This is a genomic window from Tropicimonas aquimaris (assembly GCF_042676185.1).
GTDB classification, from domain to species: domain Bacteria; phylum Pseudomonadota; class Alphaproteobacteria; order Rhodobacterales; family Rhodobacteraceae; genus Tropicimonas; species Tropicimonas aquimaris.
In genome coordinates, this window is sequence record NZ_JBHTJT010000007.1 from 248,023 (window position 1) to 270,815 (window position 22,793).

Below are 22,793 nucleotides of genomic sequence, written 5' to 3' on the forward strand. Positions count from 1 at the left end.
CGCATGATCGACAAGCTGGAAATGTTCATCGCGCTGGCCAACGAGCAGCATTTCGGCCGCGCGGCGGAGGCCTGCGGCGTAACCCAGCCGACGCTCTCGGCGGCGATCCGGCAGCTGGAGGACCAACTCGGCGTGCAACTCGTGCGGAGGGGCTCCCGCTACCAGGGGCTGACGCCGGAGGGCGTGCGGGCGCTCGAATGGGCGCACCGTATTGCCGGAGACGCCCGGATCATGCGGGCCGAGATGCGGATGGCGAAGGAGGGGCTGTCGGGCAAGCTGCGCCTGGCGGTGGTGCCGACCGCGTTGGCGATGGTCGCCACGCTGACCCGCCCGCTGATGGAGCGGCACCCGAACCTCTTCGTGGTGATCCATTCCCGCAATTCCGGCGCGGTGCGGTCGATGGTCGAAGGGCTCGAGGCCGACGCCGGCATCACCTACCTCGACGGCGATCCGCTGGGGCGGCTGATGACCGTGCCGCTCTACCGCGAACGCTATCTCATGGTGGTGTCCGAGGGCTCCCCGCTGGCGGGGCGGGGTTCGGTCACCTGGGCGGAAGTGGCGGAGCGGCCGCTCTGCCTGCTGACCGAGGACATGCAGAACCGGCGCATCATCAACCAGCACATGGCGGAGGCCGGCGCGCGCCCGGCGCCGCGGCTGGCGTCGGATTCGGTGCTGGCGCTTATCGCCCATGTTCGCGCGGGCGGTTGGGAGACGGTTCTGCCACAATCCACCGCGGCACTGTTCGGCAGCGGGTCCGGGCTCTCCGCCATCCCGGTGGAGGCCGACAGCGCCGGGCACCGGATCGGTCTGATCGCAGAGCCGCGCGAGCCGCACAGCCCGGTGCTGCAGGCACTGATCGACGGGGCCATCGATGCGGCAGGCGCGCTTGATAGATGATCTCTATCGAATGACGAAAAATCAATATTGATCTTGGGGTCGCTTTCTTGCTCCCATGGTCGAACCTTTGGGAGGAGGCCGCCATGGCACTGGATGTCGCCGATACCGAGACGATTGCCCGGGCGCGAGAGATTGCGACCCGCCTGAAGCCGTTGGAGGGGCCGCTTCTGCCGATCCTGCACGAGGTGCAGGAGACCTTTGGCCATGTGCCCGCCTCGGCGCTGCCGGCGATTGCCGATGTGCTGAACCTGACGGCGGCTGAAGTGCATGGGACGATGTCCTTCTACCCCGATTTTCGCACCGCGCCGGCCGGACGGATGGTGGTGAAGATCTGCCGTGCCGAAGCCTGCAAGGCTATGGGCGGCGATGCGCTCGCGGCCGAGGTGCAGGAGCGGATGGGGCTCGGCTGGCACGAGACCAGCGCCGACGAACGCGCCACGCTCGAGCCGGTCTATTGCCTTGGGCTTTGCGCATGCGCGCCGACGGCGATGGTGGGGGACACGCTGATCGGCCGGGCCGATGCGGCGGCGGTGTTGCGTGCGGCCGGGGAGGACACGGCGTGAGGACGATTTTCGTACCCCGGGATGCCGCGGCGCTGGCGCTTGGTGCCGACGCGGTGGCGCAGGCGATCTCGCGCGAGGCGGAAGCCCGTGGCGAGGCGGTGGAGATCGTCCGCAACGGCAGCCGCGGCATGATCTGGCTGGAGCCGCTGGTCGAGGTGCTCGACGGCGAGACCCGCATGGGCTTCGGCCCGATGACGCCCGACGACGTGCCCGCGCTGTTCGACGGCGGGTTCCGCAGCCACGCCAAGGCGCTCGGCCCTGTGGAGGAGATCCCCTTCTTCGCCGCTCAGACCCGGCTCACTTTCGCGCGCTGCGGCCTGATCGATCCGCTCTCGCTCGCCGATTACGAGGTAAACGACGGCCTGTCCGGCCTGCGGCGTGCGCTGGCCATGTCGCCCGAGGAGATCACGGCCGAGGTCACCGAGTCCGGCCTGCGGGGACGGGGCGGGGCGGGCTTTCCGACCGGCATCAAGTGGGAAACGGTGCGCAAGGCGCCGGGGGACCGCAAGTACATCGTCTGCAACGCCGACGAGGGCGACAGCGGCACCTTTGCCGACCGGATGCTTATGGAGGGCGATCCCTTCTGCCTGATCGAGGGCATGGTGATCGCGGGCCTCGGCACCGGGGCGGACAAGGGCTACGTCTACCTGCGCTCCGAGTATCCGCATGCCATCGCCACGATGCGCGAGGCGGTCGGGCTGGCACGGCGCGCCGGGCTGCTCGGGCCTTCGGTGATCGACAGCGGGCGGGCGTTCGAGATCGAGATCCGCGTCGGCGCGGGCGCCTATGTCTGCGGCGAGGAGACGAGCCTGCTCAACTCGCTCGAAGGCAAGCGCGGCGTGGTTCGCGCCAAGCCGCCGCTGCCGGCGCTCGAGGGCTTCCTTGGCAGGCCCACGGTGGTCAACAACGTGATCTCGCTCGCCACGGTGCCGGTGATCCTCGACAAGGGCGCGAAGGGTTTCCGCCAACTCGGGCACAACCGCTCCCACGGCACGATCCCGATCCAGGTCGCCGGCAACGTGAAGCATGGCGGGCTGTTCGAGACGGCCTTCGGCATGTCGCTGGGGGACCTGGTCGAGAAGGTCGCGCGCGGCACCGCCACCGGGCGTCCGGTGAAGGCGGTGCAGGTCGGCGGGCCGCTCGGCGCCTATTTCCGACCCGACCAGTTCGACACGCCCTTCTGCTACGAGGCCTTCGACGGCGAGGGCGGGCTGGTGGGCCACGCCGGGATCGTCGTTTTCGACGACACCGTCGACATGCTGGAACAGGCGCGCTTCGCGATGGAGTTCTGCGCCATCGAAAGCTGCGGCAAGTGCACGCCTTGCCGGATCGGCGCGGTGCGCGGCGTCGAGACGCTGGACAAGATCCGCGCCGGCGAGCCCGGCCAGGTCGAACTCCTGGAAGACCTCTGCGAGACCATGCGCGGTGGGTCGCTTTGCGCGCTCGGGGGCTTCACGCCATACCCGGTGCTCTCCGCGCTCACCCGTTTCCCCGATGACTTCGCGACCACGACGGAGGCCGCCGAATGAAGGACTTCATCATCCCCTGGCAGGACGACCGCGACATGGGCACGCCCGCGAAGGACGGCGCCCCGGTCACACTCATCATCGATGGCTTCGAGGTGACGGTGCCGGAGGGCACGTCGGTCATGCGGGCCGCCGCCGAGGCGGGGCTCTCGATCCCCAAGCTCTGCGCCACCGACAGCGTCGAGGCCTTTGGTTCCTGCAGGCTCTGCCTCGTGGAAATCGAGGGCCGCAAGGGCACACCGGCCTCCTGCACGACGCCGGTTGCGCCGGGCATGGTGGTGCACACCCAGACCGAAACGGTGAAGAAGCTGCGGCGCGGGGTGATGGAGCTCTACATCTCCGACCACCCGCTCGATTGTCTGACCTGCGCCGCCAACGGCGATTGCGAGTTGCAGGACATGGCGGGCGCCGTCGGCCTGCGCGACGTGCGCTACGGCCACGAGGGCGAAAGCCACGTCAGCGCCCGGCAGAACGGCGAGGCCAACCCGCGCTACCTGCCGAAGGACGAGAGCAACCCCTACTTCACCTACGATCCCTCCAAGTGCATCGTCTGCTCCCGCTGCGTGCGCGCCTGCGAGGAGGTGCAGGGCACCTTCGCGCTGACCATCCAGGGGCGCGGTTTCGACAGCCGCGTTTCGGCGGGCACCAGCGAGGACAGCTTCCTGACCTCCGACTGCGTCTCCTGCGGTGCCTGTGTGCAGGCCTGCCCGACGGCGACGCTGCAGGAGAAGTCGGTCTTCGAGATCGGCACGCCGACCCGCTCGGTCGTCACCACCTGCGCCTATTGCGGCGTCGGCTGCTCCTTCAAGGCCGAGATGCGGGGCGACGAGTTGGTCCGCATGGTGCCCTTCAAGAATGGCGAGGCCAACCGCGGGCATTCCTGCGTGAAGGGCCGCTTCGCCTGGGGCTATGCCAATCACGCCGAGCGCATCCTGAACCCGATGATCCGCGACCGCATCGACGAGCCCTGGCGCGAAGTCAGCTGGGACGAGGCCTTCGCCTTTGCCGCGCTCAAGCTGCGGAACATCCAGGCGCGCCACGGCGTCGGTGCGATCGGCGGCATCACCTCCTCGCGCTGCACCAACGAGGAGACCTACCTCGTCCAGAAGCTGATCCGACAGGTCTTCGGCAACAACAACGTCGACACCTGCGCCCGGGTCTGCCACTCGCCCACCGGCTACGGCCTCAAGACGACCTTCGGCACCTCGGCCGGCACCCAGAACTTCGACTCGGTCGAGCAGACCGACGTGGTGATCGTGATGGGCGCCAACCCGACCGACGGCCACCCGGTGTTCGGCTCGCGGCTGAAGAAGCGGCTGCGGCAGGGGGCGAAGCTGATCGTGATCGACCCGCGCCGCATAGACCTTGTGCGCACGCCGCATATCGAGGCCGCGCATCACCTGGCCCTGACCCCCGGGACCAATGTCGCGGTGATGACGGCGCTCGCCCATGTGATCGTGACGGAAGGGCTGGTCGACGAGGATTTCGTCCGCGAGCGCTGCGATCTCGACGCCTTCGAGGACTGGGCCGCCTTCGTCTCCGAGGAAAGCCGCAGCCCCGAGGCGACGGAAGCCGTCACCGGTGTTCCGGCCGCCGAGCTGCGCGCCGCAGCGCGCCTCTTCGCGACCGGCGGCAACGGGGCAATCTATTATGGGCTCGGCGTGACCGAGCACAGCCAGGGCTCCACCACCGTCATGGCCATCGCCAACCTCGCCATGGCGACCGGCAACATCGGCCGGCCCGGCGTTGGGGTGAACCCGCTCAGGGGCCAGAACAACGTGCAGGGCTCCTGCGATATGGGCTCCTTCCCGCACGAATTGCCCGGCTACCGGCATGTGCATGATGCGGACACCCGCGCGATCTTTGAGCGCGCCTGGGGCGTGAAGATCCAGGACGAGCCCGGCCTGCGCATTCCCAACATGCTCGACGCCGCGGTCGATGGCACTTTCCGGGGTATCTACATCCAGGGTGAGGACATCCTGCAATCGGACCCCAATACCAAGCACGTGGCCGCCGGCCTCGCCGCGATGGACTGCGTGATCGTGCACGACCTATTCCTGAACGAGACGGCGAACTACGCCCATGTCTTCCTGCCCGGCTCGACCTTCCTCGAGAAGGACGGGACCTTCACCAACGCCGAGCGGCGGATCAACCGCGTCCGCAAGGTCATGGCACCGAAGAACGGGCTGGCGGACTGGGAGGTGACGCAGGAGTTGGCCCGTTCGCTCGGGGCCGACTGGGGCTACACCCACCCCGCGCAAGTGATGGACGAGATCGCGGCCACCACCCCGGGCTTCGCCAATGTCTCCTACGACATGCTGGAGCAGCGCGGCTCGGTCCAGTGGCCCTGCAACGACGCGGCGCCCGAGGGGTCGCCGATCATGCACACGGACGGTTTCGTGCGCGGCAAGGGGTTGTTCGTGCTGACGGATTACGTGGCCACCGACGAGCGCACCGGCCCGCGTTTTCCGCTCCTTCTGACGACCGGACGCATCCTCAGCCAGTACAACGTCGGCGCCCAGACCCGGCGAACCCGCAACGTGGTCTGGCACGAGGGCGATGTGCTGGAGATCCACCCGCACGACGCCGAGCAGCGCGGCGTCACCGAGGGTGCCTGGGTCCGGCTGGCCAGCCGTTCCGGCGAGACCACCCTGCGCGCCACGCTCACCGAAAGGGTGGCGCCCGGCGTGGTCTACACGACCTTCCATCACCCGGACACGCAGGCCAACGTGATCACCACCGACTATTCCGACTGGGCCACCAACTGCCCGGAATACAAGGTGACCGCCGTGCAGGTGGGCCTCTCAAACGGGCCGACCGACTGGCAGACCGACTATGCCGCGCAGGCCGCGCATTCGCGCCGAATCCTGCCGCCCGTGGCCGAGTGAGATGGGCCGGCACATGCCCATCCCGGTGACAGGCCAGACCGGCCGCCTCCTCGTCGAGGAGGTTCCGGTGGCGCTAGTCTACAACGGCACCACCCATGCGGTGATGATGGCCACCCCGGCCGATCTGGAGGATTTCGCGGCCGGCTTCTCGATCTCCGAGGGGATCGTGGAGCGCGTCGCCGACCTCGGCGAGATCGAGATTGTGCCGCAGGCTGAAGGCGTGGAGTTGCGGATGTGGCTCGAAGAGCCCTTCGCCGCGCGCCTTGCCGATCACCGTCGCGCCATGGCTGGTCCAGTCGGGTGCGGCCTCTGCGGGATCGACTCGATCGAGGCGGCGCTGCGCCCAGCGGCGCCGGTCGCAACCCGTAACCTTGAACTCACCTCCGCCGACTTGCGTGACGCCCCCGCCGCGCTGCGCCGCGCCCAACCCTTGCACGACGCCACCGGCGCCGCCCATGCCGCCGGGCTCTGGCGTCCAGGCCAGGGCCTTGTCCGCCTGCGCGAAGATGTCGGCCGGCACAATGCGCTCGACAAGCTCCTCGGCGCCACGCTCACGGCGGGCGAGACCGGGGCAGGGGCGGCGGTGGTGCTGACCTCGCGCGTCTCGGTGGAGATGGTGCAGAAGGCCGCGGCGCTCGGCGCGGAGGCGATCCTCGCTGTCTCCGCGCCCACGACGCTGGCGGCCCGCATGGCGCAGGACGCAGGGCTGACGCTGATCACCAATCTCAAGGGTGGGGAAGGCCGCGTCCTTGCTCACCCGTCGCGCCTGAAGGAGCCGTCGTCCCGATGAGCCAGGAAAAGATCGCCTACATGGCCAACCAGATCGCCACCGCCTTCGCCACCAGGCCCGAGCCAGAGGCGGTGGAGGCCGTGGCCGCCCATATCAACCAGTTCTGGGAACCGCGCATGCGCCTGCAATTGCTCGACCTGCTCGCGAGCGAGGACGTCGTTCTCTCGGATCTCGTCCGCAAGGCCGGCCCAGAAATCCGCAGGCCCGCCGCTTCTTCTGTCTGAAAATATCCTCGGGGGGAGCGGCCCGCTTCGGACCGCGCGGGGGGCAGACAGCCCCCCGTCCCGCACTCATCGTGCGTGCAGCGACTTGATGTTGGCGAACTTCATCTTGCGCCGGTCGTGGGTCATGTTGTTGTCGATGAACTCCAGCACCAGCGGACGGATGTTGTTGCGCCAGGACTTGCCCGCAAAGATCCCGTAATGCCCCGCGCCGGGCTCCAGATGGCTGGCCTTCTTGCTGTCCTCCAGGCCGGTCAGAAGGTTCAGCGCGGCAACGCATTGGCCGGGCGCCGAGATGTCGTCGTTCGCGCCTTCGACCGTCATCACCGCGACATCGGTGATCGCGCCGATATGGACCCGCTTGCCCTCGACCTCGAAGATGTCCCGTGCGATCTCGCGGTTCTTGAAGTTTCGCTCCACGGTGGACAGGTAGAATTCAGCGGTCATGTCCATGACGGCGAGGTATTCGTCGTAGAACCGGTTGTGCCTGTCGTGCTCTCCAGACTCGCCGCGCGCCACCCGCACGATCTGGTCGAAGAAGGCGGTGGCGTGGGTCTCGGAGTTCATCGCGATGAAGGAGGCAAGCTGCTGCAGGCCCGGGTAGACCATGCGACCGGCCCCGGCGTATTTGAAGCCGACCCGCTGAACCACATGCTGCTCGAGCTGGCCCATGGTCACGGTGCGTCCGAAGTCGGTCACCTCGGTGGGCGCAGCGCCCGGGTCGATCGGCCCGCCGATCAGGGTCAGCGAGTTGGGCTGGGCGGCGGGATCGTCTTCGGCGAGGTAGGCCGTGGCGGCCAGCGCGAGCGGCGCAGGCTGGCAGACCGCGATCACATGGGTATCGGGCCCTAGGTATTTCATGAATTCCACGAGGTAGAGGACGTAATCCTCGATGTCGAACTTGCCCTCCGAAACGGGAATGTCTCGGGCATTGTGCCAGTCGGTGGTGTAGACCTCGCAATCGGGCAGCAGGGATACCACAGTCGAGCGCAGCAGGGTCGCATAGTGGCCCGACATCGGTGCCACCAGCAGCACCTTGCGGGGCATCTGCGTGCGGCCCTGAACCTCGAAATGGATCAGGTCGCCGAACGGCTTCTTCACGGAGGTGATCACGTCGACAAGGTGATCGCGCCCGTCGGTGCCGACGACGGAATGGATGTTCCAGTCCGGCTTCGCGACCATCCGTGCGAAGCTGCGTTCGGTGACTTCACCCCAGGCAGCCGTCATCTGGATCATCGGGTTCATCGACAACCCGAACGCCGGATAGGAGCACACGGCCTTCGCGGTCGATCCGAGCCACTCGTTGGTGACGCGGATGCTTTCCATCAGGTCGTAGGTGGCCATGTACTTCATTCGTCACTCACTCCTTGGATCCTGTCCGGAACAAATAGTCGCTTTGCCGGCCTCTTGCAGTAATTATATGCACCGCAGCGAAACTACTGGAAAAGGGCCTCACATGACAACAGATCATGAGAACGACGCGAACCAGGACGTGCTGAACTCGAATCTCGCAAAGATCGAGGCACTTTCGCAACGCCTCGTCGCGGCCCTTTCCAGGCAGCGGCAGATCGATCCGTCGCTCCAGGGGCCGAGCCACGAACTCTACATGAAAGCCGCTTCCGCCTACATGACCGAGTTCATGCGCAACCCGTCGAAGGTCTTCGAGCACCAGGTGAACTACTGGGGCAAGACGCTGAAGCACTATATCGATGCCCAGCATGTTCTGACATCCGGCCAACTCCGCGCGCCGGAGGACGCCACGCCCAAGGATCGCCGCTTCGCCGGGGAGCTCTGGCAGACCCATCCCTATTTCAACTACATCAAGCAGCAGTACCTGCTGACCAGCGAGGCCATCAACAGCGCGGTGGCCGATCTCGATCACCTCGATCCCCGCGACAAGAAGCGGCTGGAGTACTTCACCCGCCAGATCGTCGACATGATGAGCCCCGCCAATTACCTCGCCACCAACCCCGAGGCGCTTCAGCGAGCGGTAGACACAGAGGGCCAGTCGCTGGTGGACGGGCTGGAGAATCTGGTGCGTGACCTCGAAGCCAACGGCGGCGACCTCGTGGTCACGTTGGCCGACAAGGACGCCTTCCGCGTTGGCGAGAACCTCGCAACCACGCCAGGCAAGGTCGTCTTTCGAAACCGGCTGTTCGAGCTGATCCAGTATGCGCCCACCACCGAGATAGTGGCCCGCACGCCGCTGCTGATCTTCCCGCCCTGGATCAACAAGTTCTACATCCTCGACCTGAAGGAGAAGAACTCGCTCATCAAGTGGATCGTCGATCAGGGCTACACGCTCTTCGTTGTCTCGTGGGTCAATCCCGATCCCTCCTACGCAGATGTGGGAATGGATGACTATGTCGAAGAGGGCTACCTGACGGCCATCGAGCAGGTGAAGCAGATCACCGGCGAGCCGAAGATAAACGCGATCGGCTATTGCATCGCAGGCACCACCCTCAGCCTCACCCTGGCGCTGATGAAGAAGCGCGGCGACAAGTCGATCCGCTCGGCCACCTTCTTCACCACGCTGACCGATTTCTCCGATCAGGGCGAGGTGGGCGTGTTCCTCGAAGACGATTTCGTCGATGGCATCGAGGAGGAGGTGAACCGCAATGGCATGCTCGACAGCTTCTTCATGTCGCGCACCTTCTCCTTCCTGCGCAGCAACGACCTGATCTACGCCCCGGCGATCCGCAGCTACATGATGGGCGAGGCGCCGCCCGCCTTCGACCTGCTCTACTGGAACGGCGATGGCACCAACCTGCCGGCCCGGATGGCGGTGGAATACCTGCGCGGGCTCTGCCAACGCGACGAGTTTGCGGGCGGCGCAGGATTCGAGATTTGCGGCGAGACGGTCTCGATCGCCGATGTGGACGTGCCGCTCTGCGCGATCGCCTGCGAAACGGATCATATCGCCGCCTGGAGGTCCTCCTATCGCGGGGTGCGCAAGATGGGCTCGCGCAAGAAGACGTTCATTCTCTCGGAATCCGGCCATATCGCCGGGATCGTGAATCCGCCCTCGAAGATGAAGTATGGCCACTACACCAATGAGGACCTGTCGCTGGAGCCGGAGGCCTGGCTGGACGGGGCGGAATACACCGAGGGCTCCTGGTGGCCGCGGTGGGAAGCCTGGTTGAAGCGGCGTTCGGGGGCCCGGATTCAGGCGCGCGAGCCAGGAGATTCGAAGCATCCGCCGCTCGCCGATGCGCCCGGAGCTTACGTAAAGGCAGAAAAGAGCCTCTAAGGTATTCTGAATGCCTCATTTTTCTGCAGTGCAGCAAAAACCTTGAAATGCTGCGCTGCAGCATGTATATCTCGGTCATGGAAATTCAGGGCGTCCGGCGGGTCCGGTCGCACCAATCAGGAGCAAGACCATGACCAAGACCGACGAAATCACCAAGATGATGCAAGACATGATGGCCGCCTTCCCGGTCGACGCCACTGCCATGCAAGACGCCTTCAAGACCCAGGCCGCTCTGGGCGAGAAGCTTTCCAAAGTCGCCATCGAAGCCGCCGAGAAGTCGACCGAGATTTCCTCGAAGTGGACCAAGGACACCCTGGCCAAGCTGACCGAAGTCACCAAGCTCAAGGACGAGCCGGCTGACTACCAGAAGGCCATGACCGACTACGCCTCCGCCCAGGCCGAGATGGTTGCCGAGACCATGGCTGCCTTCGCCGAGGTTGCCAAGAAAGTGCAGATGGAAACCGTCGAGCTGATGCTGGCTGCGGGCAAGGACATCTCTGAAGATGCCACCGCCGCCGTGAAGAAGGCCACCGCAGATGTGACCACCGCTGCGAAGAAGGCCACGACCGCCGCCAAGTAATCGCGGTCGTTAAGCTTCCGTGCCATTGTCCTCCTCCCTGAGTGGCATGGGGCTGCGGGCGGGCTTGCCACTGGCAAGCCCGCTCTTTCTTTTTGTTTCACTGTGGTCTACGCTATGCTGCACCGCAAAAGGGAGGGTTCTGCGTGGCCGGAGATTCACCGCTTCTGATCAAGCGCTATGCGAGCCGTCGGCTCTACAATACCGAGACAAGCGACTATGTGACGCTTGAGGATATTGCCGGCTTTATCCGGGAGGGGCGCGAGGTTCAGATCGTTGATCTGAAATCCGGTGACGACCTGACCCGCCAGTATCTGCTGCAGATCATTGCCGAGCACGAGAGCAAGGGCGAAAGCGTCCTGCCGATCAATGTTCTGACCGATCTCGTGCGTAGCTATTCGACCTCCGCCACATCGGTCGTACCTCAGTTCCTGGCCATGTCCTTCGAGATGCTCCGCGACGGGCAGTCGAAGATGATGGAGAACATGGAAAAGATGAACCCGATGTCCACCATGCCCGGGTTCGAGGCCATGAAGGCGCAGCAGACGGCCTTCATGAAGGCGATGACGGGCGGCATCGGCAACTGGCCGCCGCGTGCTTCCGAGGCGGAAGGGCGCGAAGGCAGTGGCGAGGATCTCGACGAGATCAAGAGCCAGCTTGCCGATCTGCAGGCAAAGCTGGCACGGATCAACAAGTAAACGGTTGCAGTCGGGCCGGCCCCGCCGCCGCCCCGCGACGACCCGAGGGATCGCCTTGCCACGGAAAGATCGCGGATGACCGGACGGATGACCGACGCGACCGGCCGGGTAACCCTATGGGGGATTGAGGTCTTTCTGGCGGTGGCCGAGGATGGATCCGTGTCGGCCGCGGCCCGCAGGCTGGGCGCCAGCCCCTCCGGCGTCAGCCAGCAGCTCAGCAACCTCGAAACCGCACTCGGCCGTCAGCTCATCGACCGCGCTCGCAGGCCGGCACGGCTGACCGCGGCCGGAGCCATCTTTCGCAGGCGGGCCCAGCGGATCTGGAACGAGGCGATGCAGGCCCGTGCGGAACTGTTGTCGGGCGATCTGCGTAACCTGACGGCCCTGCGTCTCGGCATGATCGAGGATTTTGACGCCGATGTGACGCCCCGGCTCCTGTCGGACATGGCGGACGAACTGACGGAGTGCAAGTTCCTGCTCGAGACCGGGCCGAGCCATCGCCTGCTGGACCAGCTCGAGAGCAACGCGCTCGACGTCGTCGTGACGGCCGAGCTGGAAGGGGCGCGGGCGGAGTGGATGGAACTGCACCCGTTGATGGAGGAGCCCTTCGTGGCGGCAGTTCCGCGCGGTTTCGATCCGGGGCCGGACGTACTGGCCGGCCTCCGCGCATTGCCGCTGATCCAGTACACCGAACGTCACCTGATGGGCCGGCAGATCGTGGCTCACCTGACGCGGCACCGGGTCGAACTGGACCATCGGTTCGAGCTCGACTCCTACCACGCGATCATGGCCATGGTGGCCTCCGGTGCGGGCTGGACGATCCTGACGCCGCTCGGATACCTCCATGCCCGCCGGTTCCGCGACGAGGCCGAGTTGCTGCCGCTGCCGATCGAGCCGCTCAAGCGGCGCATCCTGCTGTCGGCGCGCAGCGAAGCCCTGCAGGACATGCCGAGCCGGCTGAGCGAGCGGCTCAAGCCCTTGCTGCAAGAGATGATCGTGGAGCCCGCGATCGCGCGGACCCCGTGGCTCGAAGGGGCGCTTCGGGTTCTCTAGGCGCGGCCATCAGGTGCCGTAGGCGAGTTCTGCTTCCATTGCCCGGTCCGCGGCCGCGACAAGAGCGTCTGCGATGAAATCCAGCTCCGCGCGAGTCAGTCGAGCCGGCAGCCGCACGTCGCACGCCCGCATCAACATCGCCCGCGTCCTGGGTAGCTCCGGCACACCACCTTCGATGAACTGCCAGTTCCAGAAGGCGCGTGCGTTGTCGGTGCTCATGCCGAAGACCTGCACCTTCACGCCGCCGGCGTAGGCGGCCTCGACAAAGCCAGCAACCTGCGCGTCGGACATGCCGACGAGGTTGAACTGGATCGAATCCGGGGCCCGCAACTCCTGTGCGAGCGGTGGCGGCACGTCGAGCCAGGGCGAAGCATTGAGACGCGCTGCGACGTAATCGTGGTTGGCCCGCCCGTCCGCCACGCGCCGCGGAACCTCGGCAAGTTGCGGGCGGATGATCGCGGCGGAGAGGTTCTGCAGGCGCAGGTTGTAAAGGGGCAGGCGGTTCTGCCAGCGTGCGACGGCCTCGGCCAGCACGTCGTGCTTCTTCCAGTTGTGCTCGTAGGCGCCGGACATGATGATCGCCCGTGCGATCAGGTCGGCGTCGTTCGAGATCATGATTCCGCCTTCGCCCGCATTGACCAGCTTGTAGGATTGGAAAGAGAAGCAGCCGATCTTGCCGATGGTGCCGATCTTGCGGCCGGACCAGACGGTGCCGAGCGAATGGGCCGCATCTTCGATCACCGGGACGCCGCGCGCATCGGCCAGCGCCATGATCGCGTCCATGTCGGAGGTGTGCCCGCGCATGTGGCTGATGAGGACCGCGCCGATCTCGTCGGTCAGCTTGGCCTCGAAATCGGCCATGTCGACGCGGTAGTTCGCGCCCACTTCCACGAGCACCGGCTGGCAATCGGCATGGATCACCGCAGAGGGTACGGCGGCGAAGGTGAACGCGGGGATCAGCACCTTGGCGCCGCGCGGCAGATCGAGCGCCTTGAGCGACAGGAAGAGCGCCGCCGAGCAGGATGACACCGCCAGTGCATAGGTGCTGCCCATCATCTCCGCGAATTCGCGCTCGAGCAGGGTGACGGGCGCATCCTGCGAGGCGGTGTAGCGAAACAGGTCCCCCGATTGCAGAAGCCGGTCGATTTCGGCCCGGGCGGCCTCCGGGATGGGTTCCGCGTCATAGACGTTGGGGGCGAGCGCCTGGGTCATGGGGTGGCCTTCTTTCGCTGCTTATTCGCGAAAGCTGTAGAATACTTTCAGGAAGCGTGAAAGAAAAATCCGGGCATGCCGACGCGACGGCGTGATCTCGCCGCCGGGCTCAGACGTTGAGCAGAAGGTGTTCGCGTTCCCAGGGGCTGATGACCTGCAGGAATTCGGTGTACTCGGCTTCCTTGACCGCCTCGTAGACCTTGCAGAATTCTCCGCCCAGCACGTCGCGGACAGCTGTTGCCTCGGCAAAGAGCGGCAGCGCCTCGCCGAACGTGCGCGGGATGCCCTCGTCGCTGTCGTAGGCGTCGCCGTCGAAGGCCGGGGCAGGAGGGAGTCTCTCCTCCATCCCCAGCCAGCCGCAGGCCAGCGACCCGGCGATGGCGAGATAGGGGTTGCAGTCCATGCCGGCGATCCGGTTCTCGACCCGCCGTGAATGCGGGCTGGAAACCGGCACCCGGAGGCCGGTGGTGCGGTTGTCCCGGCCCCATTCGAGGTTGATCGGGGCGGCGAAGTCGCGAACGTAGCGGCGATAGGAATTCACGTAGGGCGCGAGCAGCGCTACGACGGAGGGAAGGTGCCGCTGCATCCCGCCGATGAAATGCAGGAAGGCTTCCGAGTCCTCCCCCTGCTCGTCGGTGAAGATGTTGCGTCCGCCCTTGGTCTCGACCACCGAGTGGTGGATGTGCATGGCGCTGCCGGGCTCGTTCTGGATCGGCTTCGCCATGAAGGTGGCATAGCAATTGTGCCGCAGCGCCGCCTCGCGGATCATTCGCTTGAAGAAGAAGATCTCGTCGGCCAGCCGCACGGGGTCGCCGTGGCGCATGTTGAGCTCGATCTGACCGGCGCCGCCCTCCTGCATGATGCCGTCGATCTCAAAACCCTGGGCCTCGGCGAAATCGTAGATGTCATCGATCACCGGGCCGTATTCGTCCACCGCCGACATCGAATAGGCCTGCTTGGCGGCCGCCTTTCGGCCAGAGCGGCCCATCGGCGGCTCGACTTCCTTGGCGGGGTCGGTGTTGGGCGCGACGAGGTAGAACTCCATCTCCGGCGCCACGATCGGCGTCAGGCCCTGCGCCTCGAACAGGCCGACCACGCGCTTGAGCACGTTGCGCGGGGCGGTGCCGACGGGGTTGCCTTCCTGATCGTGGATGTCGTGGATCACCTGGAGCGTCCAGTCGGCCGTCCAGGGGGCCGCGGTCGCAGTGCTGAAGTCGGGCGTCAGCACCATGTCCGGCTCGGTGTAGGGCATGCCCGGAATGTTGGTCCAGTCGCCGGTGATGGTTTGCAGAAAGACCGAGTTCGGCATGTAGAAATGCGTCTGCTCGGCGAACTTCGGCCCCGGCATCGCCTTGCCGCGCGCCACGCCGGCAAGATCTGCGATCACACATTCAACCTCGTCGATCTTGCCTTTCTCCAGGTAGGCCTGGGCGGCTGCGGGCAGTTTGTCGAGGAGGCTGCGGACCATCGGTCACTCCTTTCGGGAGTTCAGGAAGAATTGCGCGATCCGGTGGCCAAAGGCGGCGTTGCTGTCCGGCTGCGTCAGTGTCGACGCGGCCCCCTGCTTAATCTCGTCCGACAGGTTCTTGCCGCGGGTGCGGATCAGCCCCTCGATCTCGCGGGACGAGAACTCGGGATGCGGCTGGATGGTATAGATGCTATCGCCATAGAGCAGGGCGGCATTCTCGCAGAACTCGGAGGAGCCGACGAGCCTGGCCTCGGGCGGGCGACGGGTGACCTGGTCTTGGTGCCAGGCGTTGAGCACCACGTCCTCACCTTCGAAATCGTAGACCTGCTGCCCGACAGACCAGCCGCCGTCGAACTTCTCGACGGTGCCGCCAAGGGCTTTGGCGATAACCTGGTGGCCGAAGCAGATGCCGACGAGCGGCTGGCCGCTGTCCTTGACGTCGCGGACAAACTCTTCGAGCTTGGGAATCCACGGCAGGTCTTCGTATGCGCCATACCGGGAGCCCGAGATCAGCCAGCCGTCGGCCTCCTCCGGGCTGTCGGGAAAGACGTCGTCGACCACGGACCAGGTCATGAAATCGAAGCCGTGCCCGTCCAGCATGCGGGCGTAGAGATCGGAATAGGTGCCGCTTTCCGGAACCAGTTCGTCGGGGAAATGTCCTGCCTGAAGGATGCCGATGCGCATGTCTTCCGTCGTCCTGCTGAAGCGATATGCGTCCGCCGCGATGATCGCGTCAGACGGTGTCGATATAGAGCTCGATCTGCTCTTCCTTGGAGGTCGCCTCCATGTAGTGCAGTTCCTGCCGCTTGGTCATCACATAGTTCTGGACCAGTTGAGGAGCGAAGATTCGCGCCGTTTCGGGGCAACTCTCGAATGTGTCGATCGCGTCCTTCCAGTCGGTCGGAATGCTCGGCAGATCGAGGTTGTAGGCGTTGCCGGTGATCGGTTCGGGCGGCAGCGTGCCGTCTTCGATACCGTTCATGGCCGCGCCCAGAACCGCCGCGATCGTCAGGTAGGGATTCACGTCGCCCCCGGAGAGCCGGTGCTCGATGCGCCGCGCGCGGTGGTCGCCGCTGGGCACGCGTACCGCGGTGGTACGGTTCTCGTAGGCCCAGCAGATGCCGGTGGGCGCATGGGCGCCGGGCACCATGCGGTCATAGCTGTTGGCGTGCGGCGCAAAGATCAGGGTGCAGCCCGGCATGGCCTTGAGGCAGCCATTGATCGCGTGCAGCAGAAGGTTGCTGCCCTGGTCGGTGCCGTCGTCGAAGATGTTGTTGCCGTTCTTGTCGAGCACCGAGAAATGCATGTGCAGCCCGGAGCCAGCATAGTCGTCGTAGGGCTTCGCCATGAAGCTCGCGGCGAAGCCGTGGCGCCGGGCAAGGCCCTTGACCAGCATCTTGAACAGCCACGCGTCGTCGGCGGCGCGCAGCGCATCCTCCTGGTGCATCAGGTTGATCTCGAACTGGCCGAGGCCGGCTTCGGAGATCGCGGTGTCGGCTGGAATGTCCATCGCCTCGCAAGCGTCGTAGAGCTCGGTGAAGAAGCTGTCGAAGACGTCAAGGGCGCGAAGCGACAGGATCTCGCCCATCTTCCGCCGCTTGCCGGTGCTTGGCGACGGCGGCACGCGCAGCTGCCGGCCACTGTCGTCGATCAGGAAGAACTCCAGCTCCACCGCAACGACCGGCGTCAGGCCGCGGTCGTTGTAGCGCGCGACCACATTTGCCAGCGCATGCCTTGGGTCACCGCCATAGGGCTCGCCATTTTCGTGGAACATCCAGATCGGCAGCAGGCCGGTGGGGGTGTCGAGCCAGGGCATCGGCAGGAAGCCGCGCTCGGTCGGCAGCAGCACACCGTCCCGGTCGCCGGTGGCCAGCACCAGCGGGCTGTCGTCGATATCCTCGCCCCAGATGTCGAGGTTGAGCACCGACATCGGAAAGCGTGTGCCGCCCTCGATCACCTTGTCGGCGAAACGTACCGGCACGCGCTTGCCACGCGGTTGTCCGTTCAGGTCGGCCGCAGCCACCCGGATTGCCTGGACGTGCGGGTTCTTCCGCAGCCAGTTCTTCATCAGCAATTGATCGCGTATCACGATTGTCTCCGAAATATGATCAAATTGCTACTACCTGATGAGGTTCATGCGCAAGGCTATTTTGCGGCGCTTTGCCTGTGGCAGGTGCCTGTTGAGCCGTTTGTTGATCAATCCGAAGACCGTGATGATCACAAGCGTCATGACCACGAAGTAGCCCGCCACGATCGGGTAGGGGATGAAGGGGTTGAATGTCTTGTCCGCGAAATAGCTCGCGTAATAGAGCGCATCGCCCATCTGCTTCCAGGCCGGGAAGCCGGAGAAGAAGACCAACGTGGTGGCGTGGAACAGGAAGATCGCCTCGTTGGTATAGGAGGGCCAGGCAAGCCGCAGCATGGTCGGCCAGGTGATGCGGCGGAACCTGTGCCAGCCGGTCAGGCCATAGGCGTCCGCAGCCTCGAGGTCGCCCCTGGGCACCGAGCGCAGCGCGCCATAGAAGATCTCGCCGGAATAGGCGGCCGTGTTCAGGAACAGCACGATCACCGCGCCGAGCCAGGCGCGGGTCAGCCAGCCGGTCGTGGCGCTGAACTCCACCCCGAGAAAGCTGAACTCGATCCCGATCTTGGGCAGAAGCACGAAGGCCTCGTAAGCCAGGAAGAACTGGATGAAGAGCGGCGAGCCCCGGAACAGGAAGATGAACCACTCGGCCGGCTTGCGGATCCAGCGGTTCGGCGTGTTCTTGGCCACGGCCAGCCCCGTGGCGAGGAAGAAGCCGAGGATCAGCGCGATCGCGGCGAAGTAGATGTTCCAGATCAGACCCGAGCCGATCAGCACCACCTGGTCGCAGAGCGTGATGTCGGCCTTTGGCAGTAGCCGTTCGCCGTAGCCCAGCGAGCGCAGCCCGTAGGCCTGGAAGGTCTCCCAGCAGGTCATGCCTCGCGCCTCATGGCTTCGCCGGCCGCAGTGGCCTGACCGTGAGAGAGGCGGCGGGTCAGCCGCTCGATGACGATCTCGGAGACCCGGGTGAAGGCCAGGTAGAAGACCAGCAGGAACAGGAAATAGTAGAGCCGCCAGTCAGGGTGCGGGTAGTCGTAGATTGCGGTCTTGGAGCCGCCGAGTTCGCGCGCCCAGTAGACGATGTCGCGCACCCCTAGCAGAAACAGCAGCGGCGTCGCCTTGATCAGGATCATCCACAGGTTGCCGAGCCCGGGCAGGGCATAGATCCACATCTGCGGCACCAGGATGCGCCAGAAGGTCTGCCGGTTCGACATGCCGTAGGCATGGGCGGTCTCCAGCTGCGCCTTGGGCACGGCATTCATCGCGCCATATAGCACGTTGGCGGCAAAGGCGCCGAAGACGATGGCGAAGGTGAAGACCGCGATGGAGAAGTTGTAGGTCTCGTGCACCCATTGCGGCGCGGTCGAGAGCGGCATCTTGGCCTCGGGGCAGACAAGGAAGTCGTTGCCCTGGCGGATCGGATCGGTCCAGTCGGGGCAGAGCGCCTGATGGCGCAGCCACTCGATGCCCTGGTCGAGCGCGATCACGAAGAACAGGAAGAAGACGATGTCGGGCACGCCCCGCACGATCGAGGTGTAGAGCTTGCCGAACCAGGAAAGCGGCAGGAAATGCGAGCGCGAGGCCATGGCGCCGCCAAAGCCGAAGGCCAGCGAGACCGGCGCGGTGATCGCCAGCAGCAGCAGCACCGTCCCGAAGGACTGGTAGAACAGCATGTGCTTCCCGCTGGTCAGATAGCAGGACAGCCAGGCGATGCCTTCGAGCGTGGATGGATCGGAGCAAAAAGAGAAGATGGCGCTCTACCTCCGGGTCGGGCCGGTACGGCCCGCCTTGTTGGACGAAAGTGCCGGGGCAGGGAGCAGACCCGCCCCGGCAAGCGGCATTACCACTGGGAGCTGACTTCCCACTTGGCAATCAGCTCGTTCAGGGTGCCGTCGTCCTTCATGGACTGGATGGCCGCGTCGAACTTGGCCTTCAGCTCGCCATCGGATTCGCGCAGGCCCATGCCCACACCGCCGCCAAGCGGAACCGGGTCGCCGATGATCATCATCTCGGCTTCGGCATCGGCGATCGGCTGGAGGAAGGAGGCGTCGGCCAGCACCGCGTCGGCCTCGCCGTTACGCACCGCGGCGACGGTCTCGTCCGGCGTGGCGAACTCGACCAGCGTGGCGCCGCTCTCGGCGACATGCGCGGCCTGGATGGTGCCCGTCTGGGCGGCCACGACGGCGCTCGTCAGGTCGATGCTTTCGTGCATTCCGACATAGAGCGACGGGTCCGGCGGCGTGTAGGGCTGGGTGAAGTCGATGACCGCATCGCGCTCGTCGGTGATCGACATGCCGGCGATGATCGTGTCGTAGTTGCCCGAGGTCAGGTTCGGGATGATCGAATCCCAGTCATTGGTGACCCACTCGCAGGTCAGCTCGGCGCGCTTGCACAGCTCGTCGCCCAACTCGCGCTCGAAGCCGTCCACTGCGCCGGAATCGTTGATGAAGTTCCACGGAGGGTAAGCGCCCTCGGTACCCATACGCACAACGTCCTGAGCCATGGCGAAGCTGGCGGACAGTGCCAGCACCGCGGTGGAAAGGATCACTTTCTTCATTGGTCTTGGTCTCCCGGTTGATGATCTGTTGTTGGTCTGGTGTCCGGATCAGAGCTCGATGCTGTGCGACAGGAACTGCATTAAGCGATCCGTCTTGGGGCTGCGGAACAAGGTCTCCGGCGGGCCTTCCTCCTCGATCTTTCCCTTGTGGAGAAAGACCACGTGGTCGGACACGTCCGCGGCAAGCCGCATGTCGTGAGTGACCAGCAGCATGGTGCGCCCTTCCTGGGCGAGCTGCTTGATGACCTTGACCACCTCCTGCTCGAGCTCGGGGTCGAGCGCGGAGGTGGGTTCGTCGAACAGCAGCGCCTTGGGCTCCATCGCCAGCGCCCGCGCGATCGCCGCGCGCTGCTGCTGGCCGCCCGAGAGCTGCGCGGGGTAGACGTCGCACTTGTCGCCGATGCCGACCTTGGCCAGCAGTTCGCGGCCGAGCGCCTCGACCTGGGCCTTGTCGCGCTTGAGGACGGTGACCGGCGCTTCCATCACGTTCTCGAGGATCGTCATGTGTGCCCACAGGTTGAACTGCTGGAACACCATCGACAGGTTGGTGCGGATGCGGATCAGCTGCTTGTGGTCGCCGGGGCGGCGATTCATGCCGGTCCCGCTCCATTTCACGGGTTCGCCCTCGAAACGGATTTCACCCTGGTGGCTGTCTTCCAGAAGGTTGGCGCAGCGCAGGAGGGTCGACTTGCCGGAGCCCGAGGAGCCGATCAGCGAAACCACCTCGCCCTTGCGGGCCACCATGTCCACGCCCTTGAGCACTTCCAGCGCCCCATAGGTCTTGTGAAGGTCGTGAATCTCGATAACGGGCGGTGGGCTTGCGGTCACTGGTGGGCGGCTCTTGGTTATTTCAGTCGCAGAGTAGGGCGCAAATAACGGGCGATTGCAACGCGGAAAGGCAGTGTGACCCTGCGTGATCAGGCGCGATCATGCATATTCAAGGGCATATGCTTCAGGATCGGGCGGAATCGGGACGGCCATGTAATCGCTCAGCGGGATCTCGACGAAGCCGCGCGCCCCGAGAGCCGTGCGATGCTGTTCGGCCAGGTCCGCGATTCCCCCCGCGATGGCCCTGCGCAGGGCGCAGGCAAGCTCGGACTGCGCCGTGACGAGCGCCTGACCGGGTGTAGCCGGGCTGCGCCCGACGATCTTCAGGCCGCTGGCCAGGTCGGTATGGGCCTGGAGCAGCCGCCAGCTGATGGCGTCGATGGCGGCGATCTCGGCCTCGCCGTCGCCGAGCGCGCGCACACTGTCGCGGTGGCTGCCGGTCTCCCGGCAGATCTGGAACCGCACCGGCGCAAAGGCGGCGACAGCCCAGCCGGAATGTGAGACTGCCTCGTTGTAGACGATGCTCGCGCCCTCGAACTCCGACAACTCCGAGCGCGGATCGCTGTCACGGACCACAAAGAGCGAATGATAGTGGCCGGGAGGCGTATCTTCGAGGCCGTAATCGATCGCCCCGAGCAGGGTGACGCTGGCGTGGAACTCGGTCCGAACAGGCAGGCCGCAGATCTGGCCAAGCAGCAGGTTCGGGCTGCGCCAGAGCGCGAAGAGGTCGTCGCTGCGGGAGAGTTCTTCCGGCGCCGCGATGCCCTCGGCGCGCAGCCGCTCCCGGATCGCGGCCCAGAGCGCATCCGTCGCCTCCCGGACCCCGGGGTGGTCGTACATCGGCAGGGTGGCGATCATGTCAGCGGGGCGTTTCCACCCGCTGGCGGGCGAGTGCGCTGTCCCGGTCGTTGACGCCAAGCAGGTTGGCGACCAGACGGATCAGGGCATCTTCCTCGTCATCCCGCACGCCGTCCGCCAGAACCACCGCCCAGAGCGCCTCGACGACGCCGCTGCGGTCCTCGTAAGGGACGGCCTCCTTGATGGCGCGGGTGAAGCGCACGGTGTCGGGCGCCTGCCGCTCAAGCTCCTCCGCCTGGCTGCGCAGGCTGGTCGCCTCGAACGGGGACAGGCCATAGCGTCGGGCCACGATCCGGTCGATCCGGTCGATCTCCGCCTCGGCATAGTCGCCGTCCGAGCGGGCGACCCGAACGAGCAGCGCGGTGAGCGCCAGCCGCGCGTCCGGGTCCGGAAGCGTGGTCGGCGTGGAATCGGTCAATATTCGGATCAGGTCAGCGAACATGAGATCGATATAGGAGCTTTGCCGAGCAGGGCCAATGGCGGAGTGCGAGGCAGGTCAGGCCGGGGGCGGGTCCAGCGGGTCGGCGGCGAGCGCCGCGGCATGGGCACGGCTCGCGGCGTCCGCATCGAGGCCGAGGCGCTCCGCGGCGCGGGCAAGATAGGCGCCCTCGACCTCCTTTTCCTCGCCATCGGACAGCGCGACACGCCACATCGCGATCAGCACGGCCTCCCGGTGTTCGTCGTCCAGCCGCTCGCGTACCGCGGCGGCGAACCGACCGTCTTCCGGCGCCAGGTGCTCAAGCTTCTCGCTTTCCGCCCGCAACCGGGCGGCCTGCACGGGGTTGAGGTCGTAGGTCGCAGCCAGGATCCTGTCGATCCGGCGGATCTCCTCCACGGCATAGCGCCCGTCGCTCTTGGCGGTGCGCACCAGAAGGCCGGCCATAGCATGGCGGCCGTCGAGTTCCGGCAGAGGGGCCGGGGAAGGAGAGAACAGGCGATTCAGCAGATCGGTGAACATGATCCAGATATGCCGCGTTGCAGCGCCTGCATCAAGCGTCGGGGTGCGGTGGCGTCAGCCGTCATAGCCCTCGACGATCACAAGGTCGCCATCCGCGATCGGGTCGCGGATCGCCTTGGCCGCAAGGTGGTCGGGATCGTCGTAGCAGGCCATCGCGTCGGCAAAGGTCGGGAACTCGATGACCACTGTTCGCGGGCGCAACTCGCCCTCGCGCACGTCATACTGCCCGGCCCGGACAAGGAACCGGGCGCCGTATCGCGCGAAAGGCTTGGCGGCGGCCTGCTTGTATTCCTCGAAGGCCTGCTGGTCCTTCACGTCTACATGGGCCACCCAATATCCCTTGAGCATCGTCAGTCTCCTCCGCTC

The 22,793-nt window shown here is 65.7% G+C and carries 23 protein-coding genes; 10 read left to right on the forward strand and 13 right to left on the reverse strand.

The features are described 5' to 3' along the window. Positions 1–3: 3 nt before the first annotated feature. The 6 genes from ACFQ2S_RS04975 to ACFQ2S_RS05000 all read left to right on the forward strand — a co-directional run bounded on the left by ACFQ2S_RS04975 (position 4) and on the right by ACFQ2S_RS05000 (position 6,888). A complete protein-coding gene (locus ACFQ2S_RS04975) occupies positions 4–897 on the forward strand; it encodes a LysR family transcriptional regulator (protein ID WP_386073215.1) in 894 nt (297 codons plus the stop codon). Positions 898–980: 83 nt separating this feature from the next. After that, positions 981–1,460: a formate dehydrogenase subunit gamma gene (locus ACFQ2S_RS04980; RefSeq protein WP_386073217.1), complete on the forward strand. Its 480-nt coding sequence runs from the start codon at positions 981–983 to the stop codon at positions 1,458–1,460. After that, a complete protein-coding gene (locus ACFQ2S_RS04985; protein ID WP_386073219.1) occupies positions 1,457–2,989 on the forward strand; it encodes an NADH-ubiquinone oxidoreductase-F iron-sulfur binding region domain-containing protein in 1,533 nt (510 codons plus the stop codon). Before ACFQ2S_RS04980 ends, ACFQ2S_RS04985 begins: the two co-directional genes overlap by 4 nt. Continuing rightward, positions 2,986–5,874, forward strand: coding sequence for a formate dehydrogenase subunit alpha (gene fdhF / locus ACFQ2S_RS04990; protein ID WP_386073221.1), 2,889 nt, complete (start codon positions 2,986–2,988; stop codon positions 5,872–5,874). The genes ACFQ2S_RS04985 and fdhF overlap by 4 nt, the downstream gene beginning before the upstream one ends. 13 nt (positions 5,875–5,887) lie before the next feature. Continuing rightward, entirely contained in the window at positions 5,888–6,664 is a 777-nt protein-coding gene (fdhD, locus tag ACFQ2S_RS04995) for a formate dehydrogenase accessory sulfurtransferase FdhD (RefSeq protein ID WP_386073223.1), read from the forward strand. Then, entirely contained in the window at positions 6,661–6,888 is a 228-nt protein-coding gene (locus ACFQ2S_RS05000; protein ID WP_386073225.1) for a formate dehydrogenase subunit delta, read from the forward strand. Before fdhD ends, ACFQ2S_RS05000 begins: the two co-directional genes overlap by 4 nt. Positions 6,889–6,954: 66 nt before the next feature. On the opposite strand, the gene phaZ is transcribed toward ACFQ2S_RS05000, so the two are convergent. Then, complete coding sequence (gene phaZ / locus ACFQ2S_RS05005) at positions 6,955–8,238, reverse strand: polyhydroxyalkanoate depolymerase (RefSeq protein ID WP_386073227.1); 1,284 nt, start codon at positions 8,236–8,238, stop codon at positions 6,955–6,957. Between the two features lie 103 nt (positions 8,239–8,341). Between phaZ and phaC the strand changes: the two genes are divergently transcribed. The 4 genes from phaC (at position 8,342) to ACFQ2S_RS05025 (ending at position 12,463) form a co-directional block, all read left to right on the forward strand. Further along, complete coding sequence (phaC, locus tag ACFQ2S_RS05010; protein ID WP_386073229.1) at positions 8,342–10,135, forward strand: class I poly(R)-hydroxyalkanoic acid synthase; 1,794 nt, start codon at positions 8,342–8,344, stop codon at positions 10,133–10,135. Between the two features lie 130 nt (positions 10,136–10,265). Next, positions 10,266–10,715 (forward strand): Phasin, encoded by a 450-nt coding sequence (locus ACFQ2S_RS05015; RefSeq protein WP_386073231.1) that lies wholly within the window; start codon positions 10,266–10,268, stop codon positions 10,713–10,715. A 143-nt stretch (positions 10,716–10,858) separates the two neighbouring features. Further along, a complete protein-coding gene (gene phaR, locus ACFQ2S_RS05020; RefSeq protein ID WP_386073233.1) occupies positions 10,859–11,410 on the forward strand; it encodes a polyhydroxyalkanoate synthesis repressor PhaR in 552 nt (183 codons plus the stop codon). Between the two features lie 75 nt (positions 11,411–11,485). Then, positions 11,486–12,463, forward strand: coding sequence for a LysR family transcriptional regulator (locus tag ACFQ2S_RS05025; RefSeq protein ID WP_386073235.1), 978 nt, complete (start codon positions 11,486–11,488; stop codon positions 12,461–12,463). Positions 12,464–12,472: 9 nt separating this feature from the next. Here the strand turns inward: ACFQ2S_RS05025 and ACFQ2S_RS05030 are convergent, their stop codons facing one another. The 12 genes from ACFQ2S_RS05030 to ACFQ2S_RS05085 all read right to left on the reverse strand — a co-directional run bounded on the left by ACFQ2S_RS05030 (position 12,473) and on the right by ACFQ2S_RS05085 (position 22,775). Next, entirely contained in the window at positions 12,473–13,675 is a 1,203-nt protein-coding gene (locus ACFQ2S_RS05030) for a DegT/DnrJ/EryC1/StrS family aminotransferase (protein ID WP_386073237.1), read from the reverse strand. A 109-nt stretch (positions 13,676–13,784) separates the two neighbouring features. Beyond that, positions 13,785–15,143 carry a glutamine synthetase family protein gene (locus ACFQ2S_RS05035; RefSeq protein WP_386073239.1) on the reverse strand — a complete coding sequence of 453 codons (1,359 nt, stop codon included), beginning with the start codon at positions 15,141–15,143 and terminating at the stop codon, positions 13,785–13,787. Between the two features lie 3 nt (positions 15,144–15,146). Then, complete coding sequence (locus ACFQ2S_RS05040; RefSeq protein WP_386073241.1) at positions 15,147–15,827, reverse strand: type 1 glutamine amidotransferase; 681 nt, start codon at positions 15,825–15,827, stop codon at positions 15,147–15,149. Between the two features lie 49 nt (positions 15,828–15,876). Then, positions 15,877–17,211 (reverse strand): glutamine synthetase family protein, encoded by a 1,335-nt coding sequence (locus ACFQ2S_RS05045; RefSeq protein ID WP_386073631.1) that lies wholly within the window; start codon positions 17,209–17,211, stop codon positions 15,877–15,879. A gap of 51 nt (positions 17,212–17,262) precedes the next feature. Continuing rightward, complete coding sequence (locus tag ACFQ2S_RS05050) at positions 17,263–18,102, reverse strand: ABC transporter permease (RefSeq protein ID WP_386073243.1); 840 nt, start codon at positions 18,100–18,102, stop codon at positions 17,263–17,265. Next, positions 18,099–18,977 carry an ABC transporter permease gene (locus tag ACFQ2S_RS05055; RefSeq protein ID WP_386073632.1) on the reverse strand — a complete coding sequence of 293 codons (879 nt, stop codon included), beginning with the start codon at positions 18,975–18,977 and terminating at the stop codon, positions 18,099–18,101. The genes ACFQ2S_RS05050 and ACFQ2S_RS05055 overlap by 4 nt, the downstream gene beginning before the upstream one ends. An 89-nt stretch (positions 18,978–19,066) precedes the next feature. Further along, the gene (locus tag ACFQ2S_RS05060; protein ID WP_386073244.1) at positions 19,067–19,783 is read right to left on the reverse strand and encodes a transporter substrate-binding domain-containing protein; all 717 of its coding nucleotides are present in this window, start codon (positions 19,781–19,783) and stop codon (positions 19,067–19,069) included. 48 nt (positions 19,784–19,831) lie between these two features. After that, positions 19,832–20,611 carry an ABC transporter ATP-binding protein gene (locus ACFQ2S_RS05065; protein ID WP_386073245.1) on the reverse strand — a complete coding sequence of 260 codons (780 nt, stop codon included), beginning with the start codon at positions 20,609–20,611 and terminating at the stop codon, positions 19,832–19,834. 99 nt (positions 20,612–20,710) lie between these two features. Beyond that, complete coding sequence (locus ACFQ2S_RS05070) at positions 20,711–21,469, reverse strand: phosphate/phosphite/phosphonate ABC transporter substrate-binding protein (protein ID WP_386073246.1); 759 nt, start codon at positions 21,467–21,469, stop codon at positions 20,711–20,713. Position 21,470: 1 nt separating this feature from the next. After that, entirely contained in the window at positions 21,471–21,911 is a 441-nt protein-coding gene (locus tag ACFQ2S_RS05075) for a tellurite resistance TerB family protein (RefSeq protein WP_089230964.1), read from the reverse strand. Positions 21,912–21,965: 54 nt separating this feature from the next. After that, positions 21,966–22,427 (reverse strand): tellurite resistance TerB family protein, encoded by a 462-nt coding sequence (locus ACFQ2S_RS05080; protein ID WP_089230965.1) that lies wholly within the window; start codon positions 22,425–22,427, stop codon positions 21,966–21,968. Between the two features lie 54 nt (positions 22,428–22,481). After that, positions 22,482–22,775, reverse strand: a complete 294-nt coding sequence (locus ACFQ2S_RS05085) for a DUF1330 domain-containing protein (RefSeq protein ID WP_089230967.1) — start codon at positions 22,773–22,775, stop codon at positions 22,482–22,484. Positions 22,776–22,793 lie beyond the last annotated feature (18 nt).

Bases quoted from the DNA above. Each gene is read 5' to 3' on its own strand.
- ACFQ2S_RS05040 (WP_386073241.1), bottom strand. From the start codon at position 15,827: ATGCGCATCGGCATCCTTCAGGCAGGACATTTCCCCGACGAACTGGTT.
- ACFQ2S_RS05080 (WP_089230965.1), bottom strand. From the start codon at position 22,427: ATGTTCACCGATCTGCTGAATCGCCTGTTCTCTCCTTCCCCGGCCCCT.
- ACFQ2S_RS05000 (WP_386073225.1), top strand. From the start codon at position 6,661: ATGAGCCAGGAAAAGATCGCCTACATGGCCAACCAGATCGCCACCGCC.
- ACFQ2S_RS05070 (WP_386073246.1), bottom strand. From the start codon at position 21,469: ATGATCGCCACCCTGCCGATGTACGACCACCCCGGGGTCCGGGAGGCG.
- ACFQ2S_RS05045 (WP_386073631.1), bottom strand. From the start codon at position 17,211: ATGAAGAACTGGCTGCGGAAGAACCCGCACGTCCAGGCAATCCGGGTG.
- ACFQ2S_RS05075 (WP_089230964.1), bottom strand. From the start codon at position 21,911: ATGTTCGCTGACCTGATCCGAATATTGACCGATTCCACGCCGACCACG.
- ACFQ2S_RS05050 (WP_386073243.1), bottom strand. From the start codon at position 18,102: ATGACCTGCTGGGAGACCTTCCAGGCCTACGGGCTGCGCTCGCTGGGC.
- ACFQ2S_RS05035 (WP_386073239.1), bottom strand. From the start codon at position 15,143: ATGGTCCGCAGCCTCCTCGACAAACTGCCCGCAGCCGCCCAGGCCTAC.
- phaZ (WP_386073227.1), bottom strand. From the start codon at position 8,238: ATGAAGTACATGGCCACCTACGACCTGATGGAAAGCATCCGCGTCACC.
- ACFQ2S_RS05030 (WP_386073237.1), bottom strand. From the start codon at position 13,675: ATGACCCAGGCGCTCGCCCCCAACGTCTATGACGCGGAACCCATCCCG.
- phaC (WP_386073229.1), top strand. From the start codon at position 8,342: ATGACAACAGATCATGAGAACGACGCGAACCAGGACGTGCTGAACTCG.
- ACFQ2S_RS05015 (WP_386073231.1), top strand. From the start codon at position 10,266: ATGACCAAGACCGACGAAATCACCAAGATGATGCAAGACATGATGGCC.
- ACFQ2S_RS05085 (WP_089230967.1), bottom strand. From the start codon at position 22,775: ATGCTCAAGGGATATTGGGTGGCCCATGTAGACGTGAAGGACCAGCAG.
- ACFQ2S_RS05060 (WP_386073244.1), bottom strand. From the start codon at position 19,783: ATGAAGAAAGTGATCCTTTCCACCGCGGTGCTGGCACTGTCCGCCAGC.
- fdhD (WP_386073223.1), top strand. From the start codon at position 5,888: ATGCCCATCCCGGTGACAGGCCAGACCGGCCGCCTCCTCGTCGAGGAG.
- ACFQ2S_RS04975 (WP_386073215.1), top strand. From the start codon at position 4: ATGATCGACAAGCTGGAAATGTTCATCGCGCTGGCCAACGAGCAGCAT.
- ACFQ2S_RS04980 (WP_386073217.1), top strand. From the start codon at position 981: ATGGCACTGGATGTCGCCGATACCGAGACGATTGCCCGGGCGCGAGAG.
- fdhF (WP_386073221.1), top strand. From the start codon at position 2,986: ATGAAGGACTTCATCATCCCCTGGCAGGACGACCGCGACATGGGCACG.
- ACFQ2S_RS05025 (WP_386073235.1), top strand. From the start codon at position 11,486: ATGACCGGACGGATGACCGACGCGACCGGCCGGGTAACCCTATGGGGG.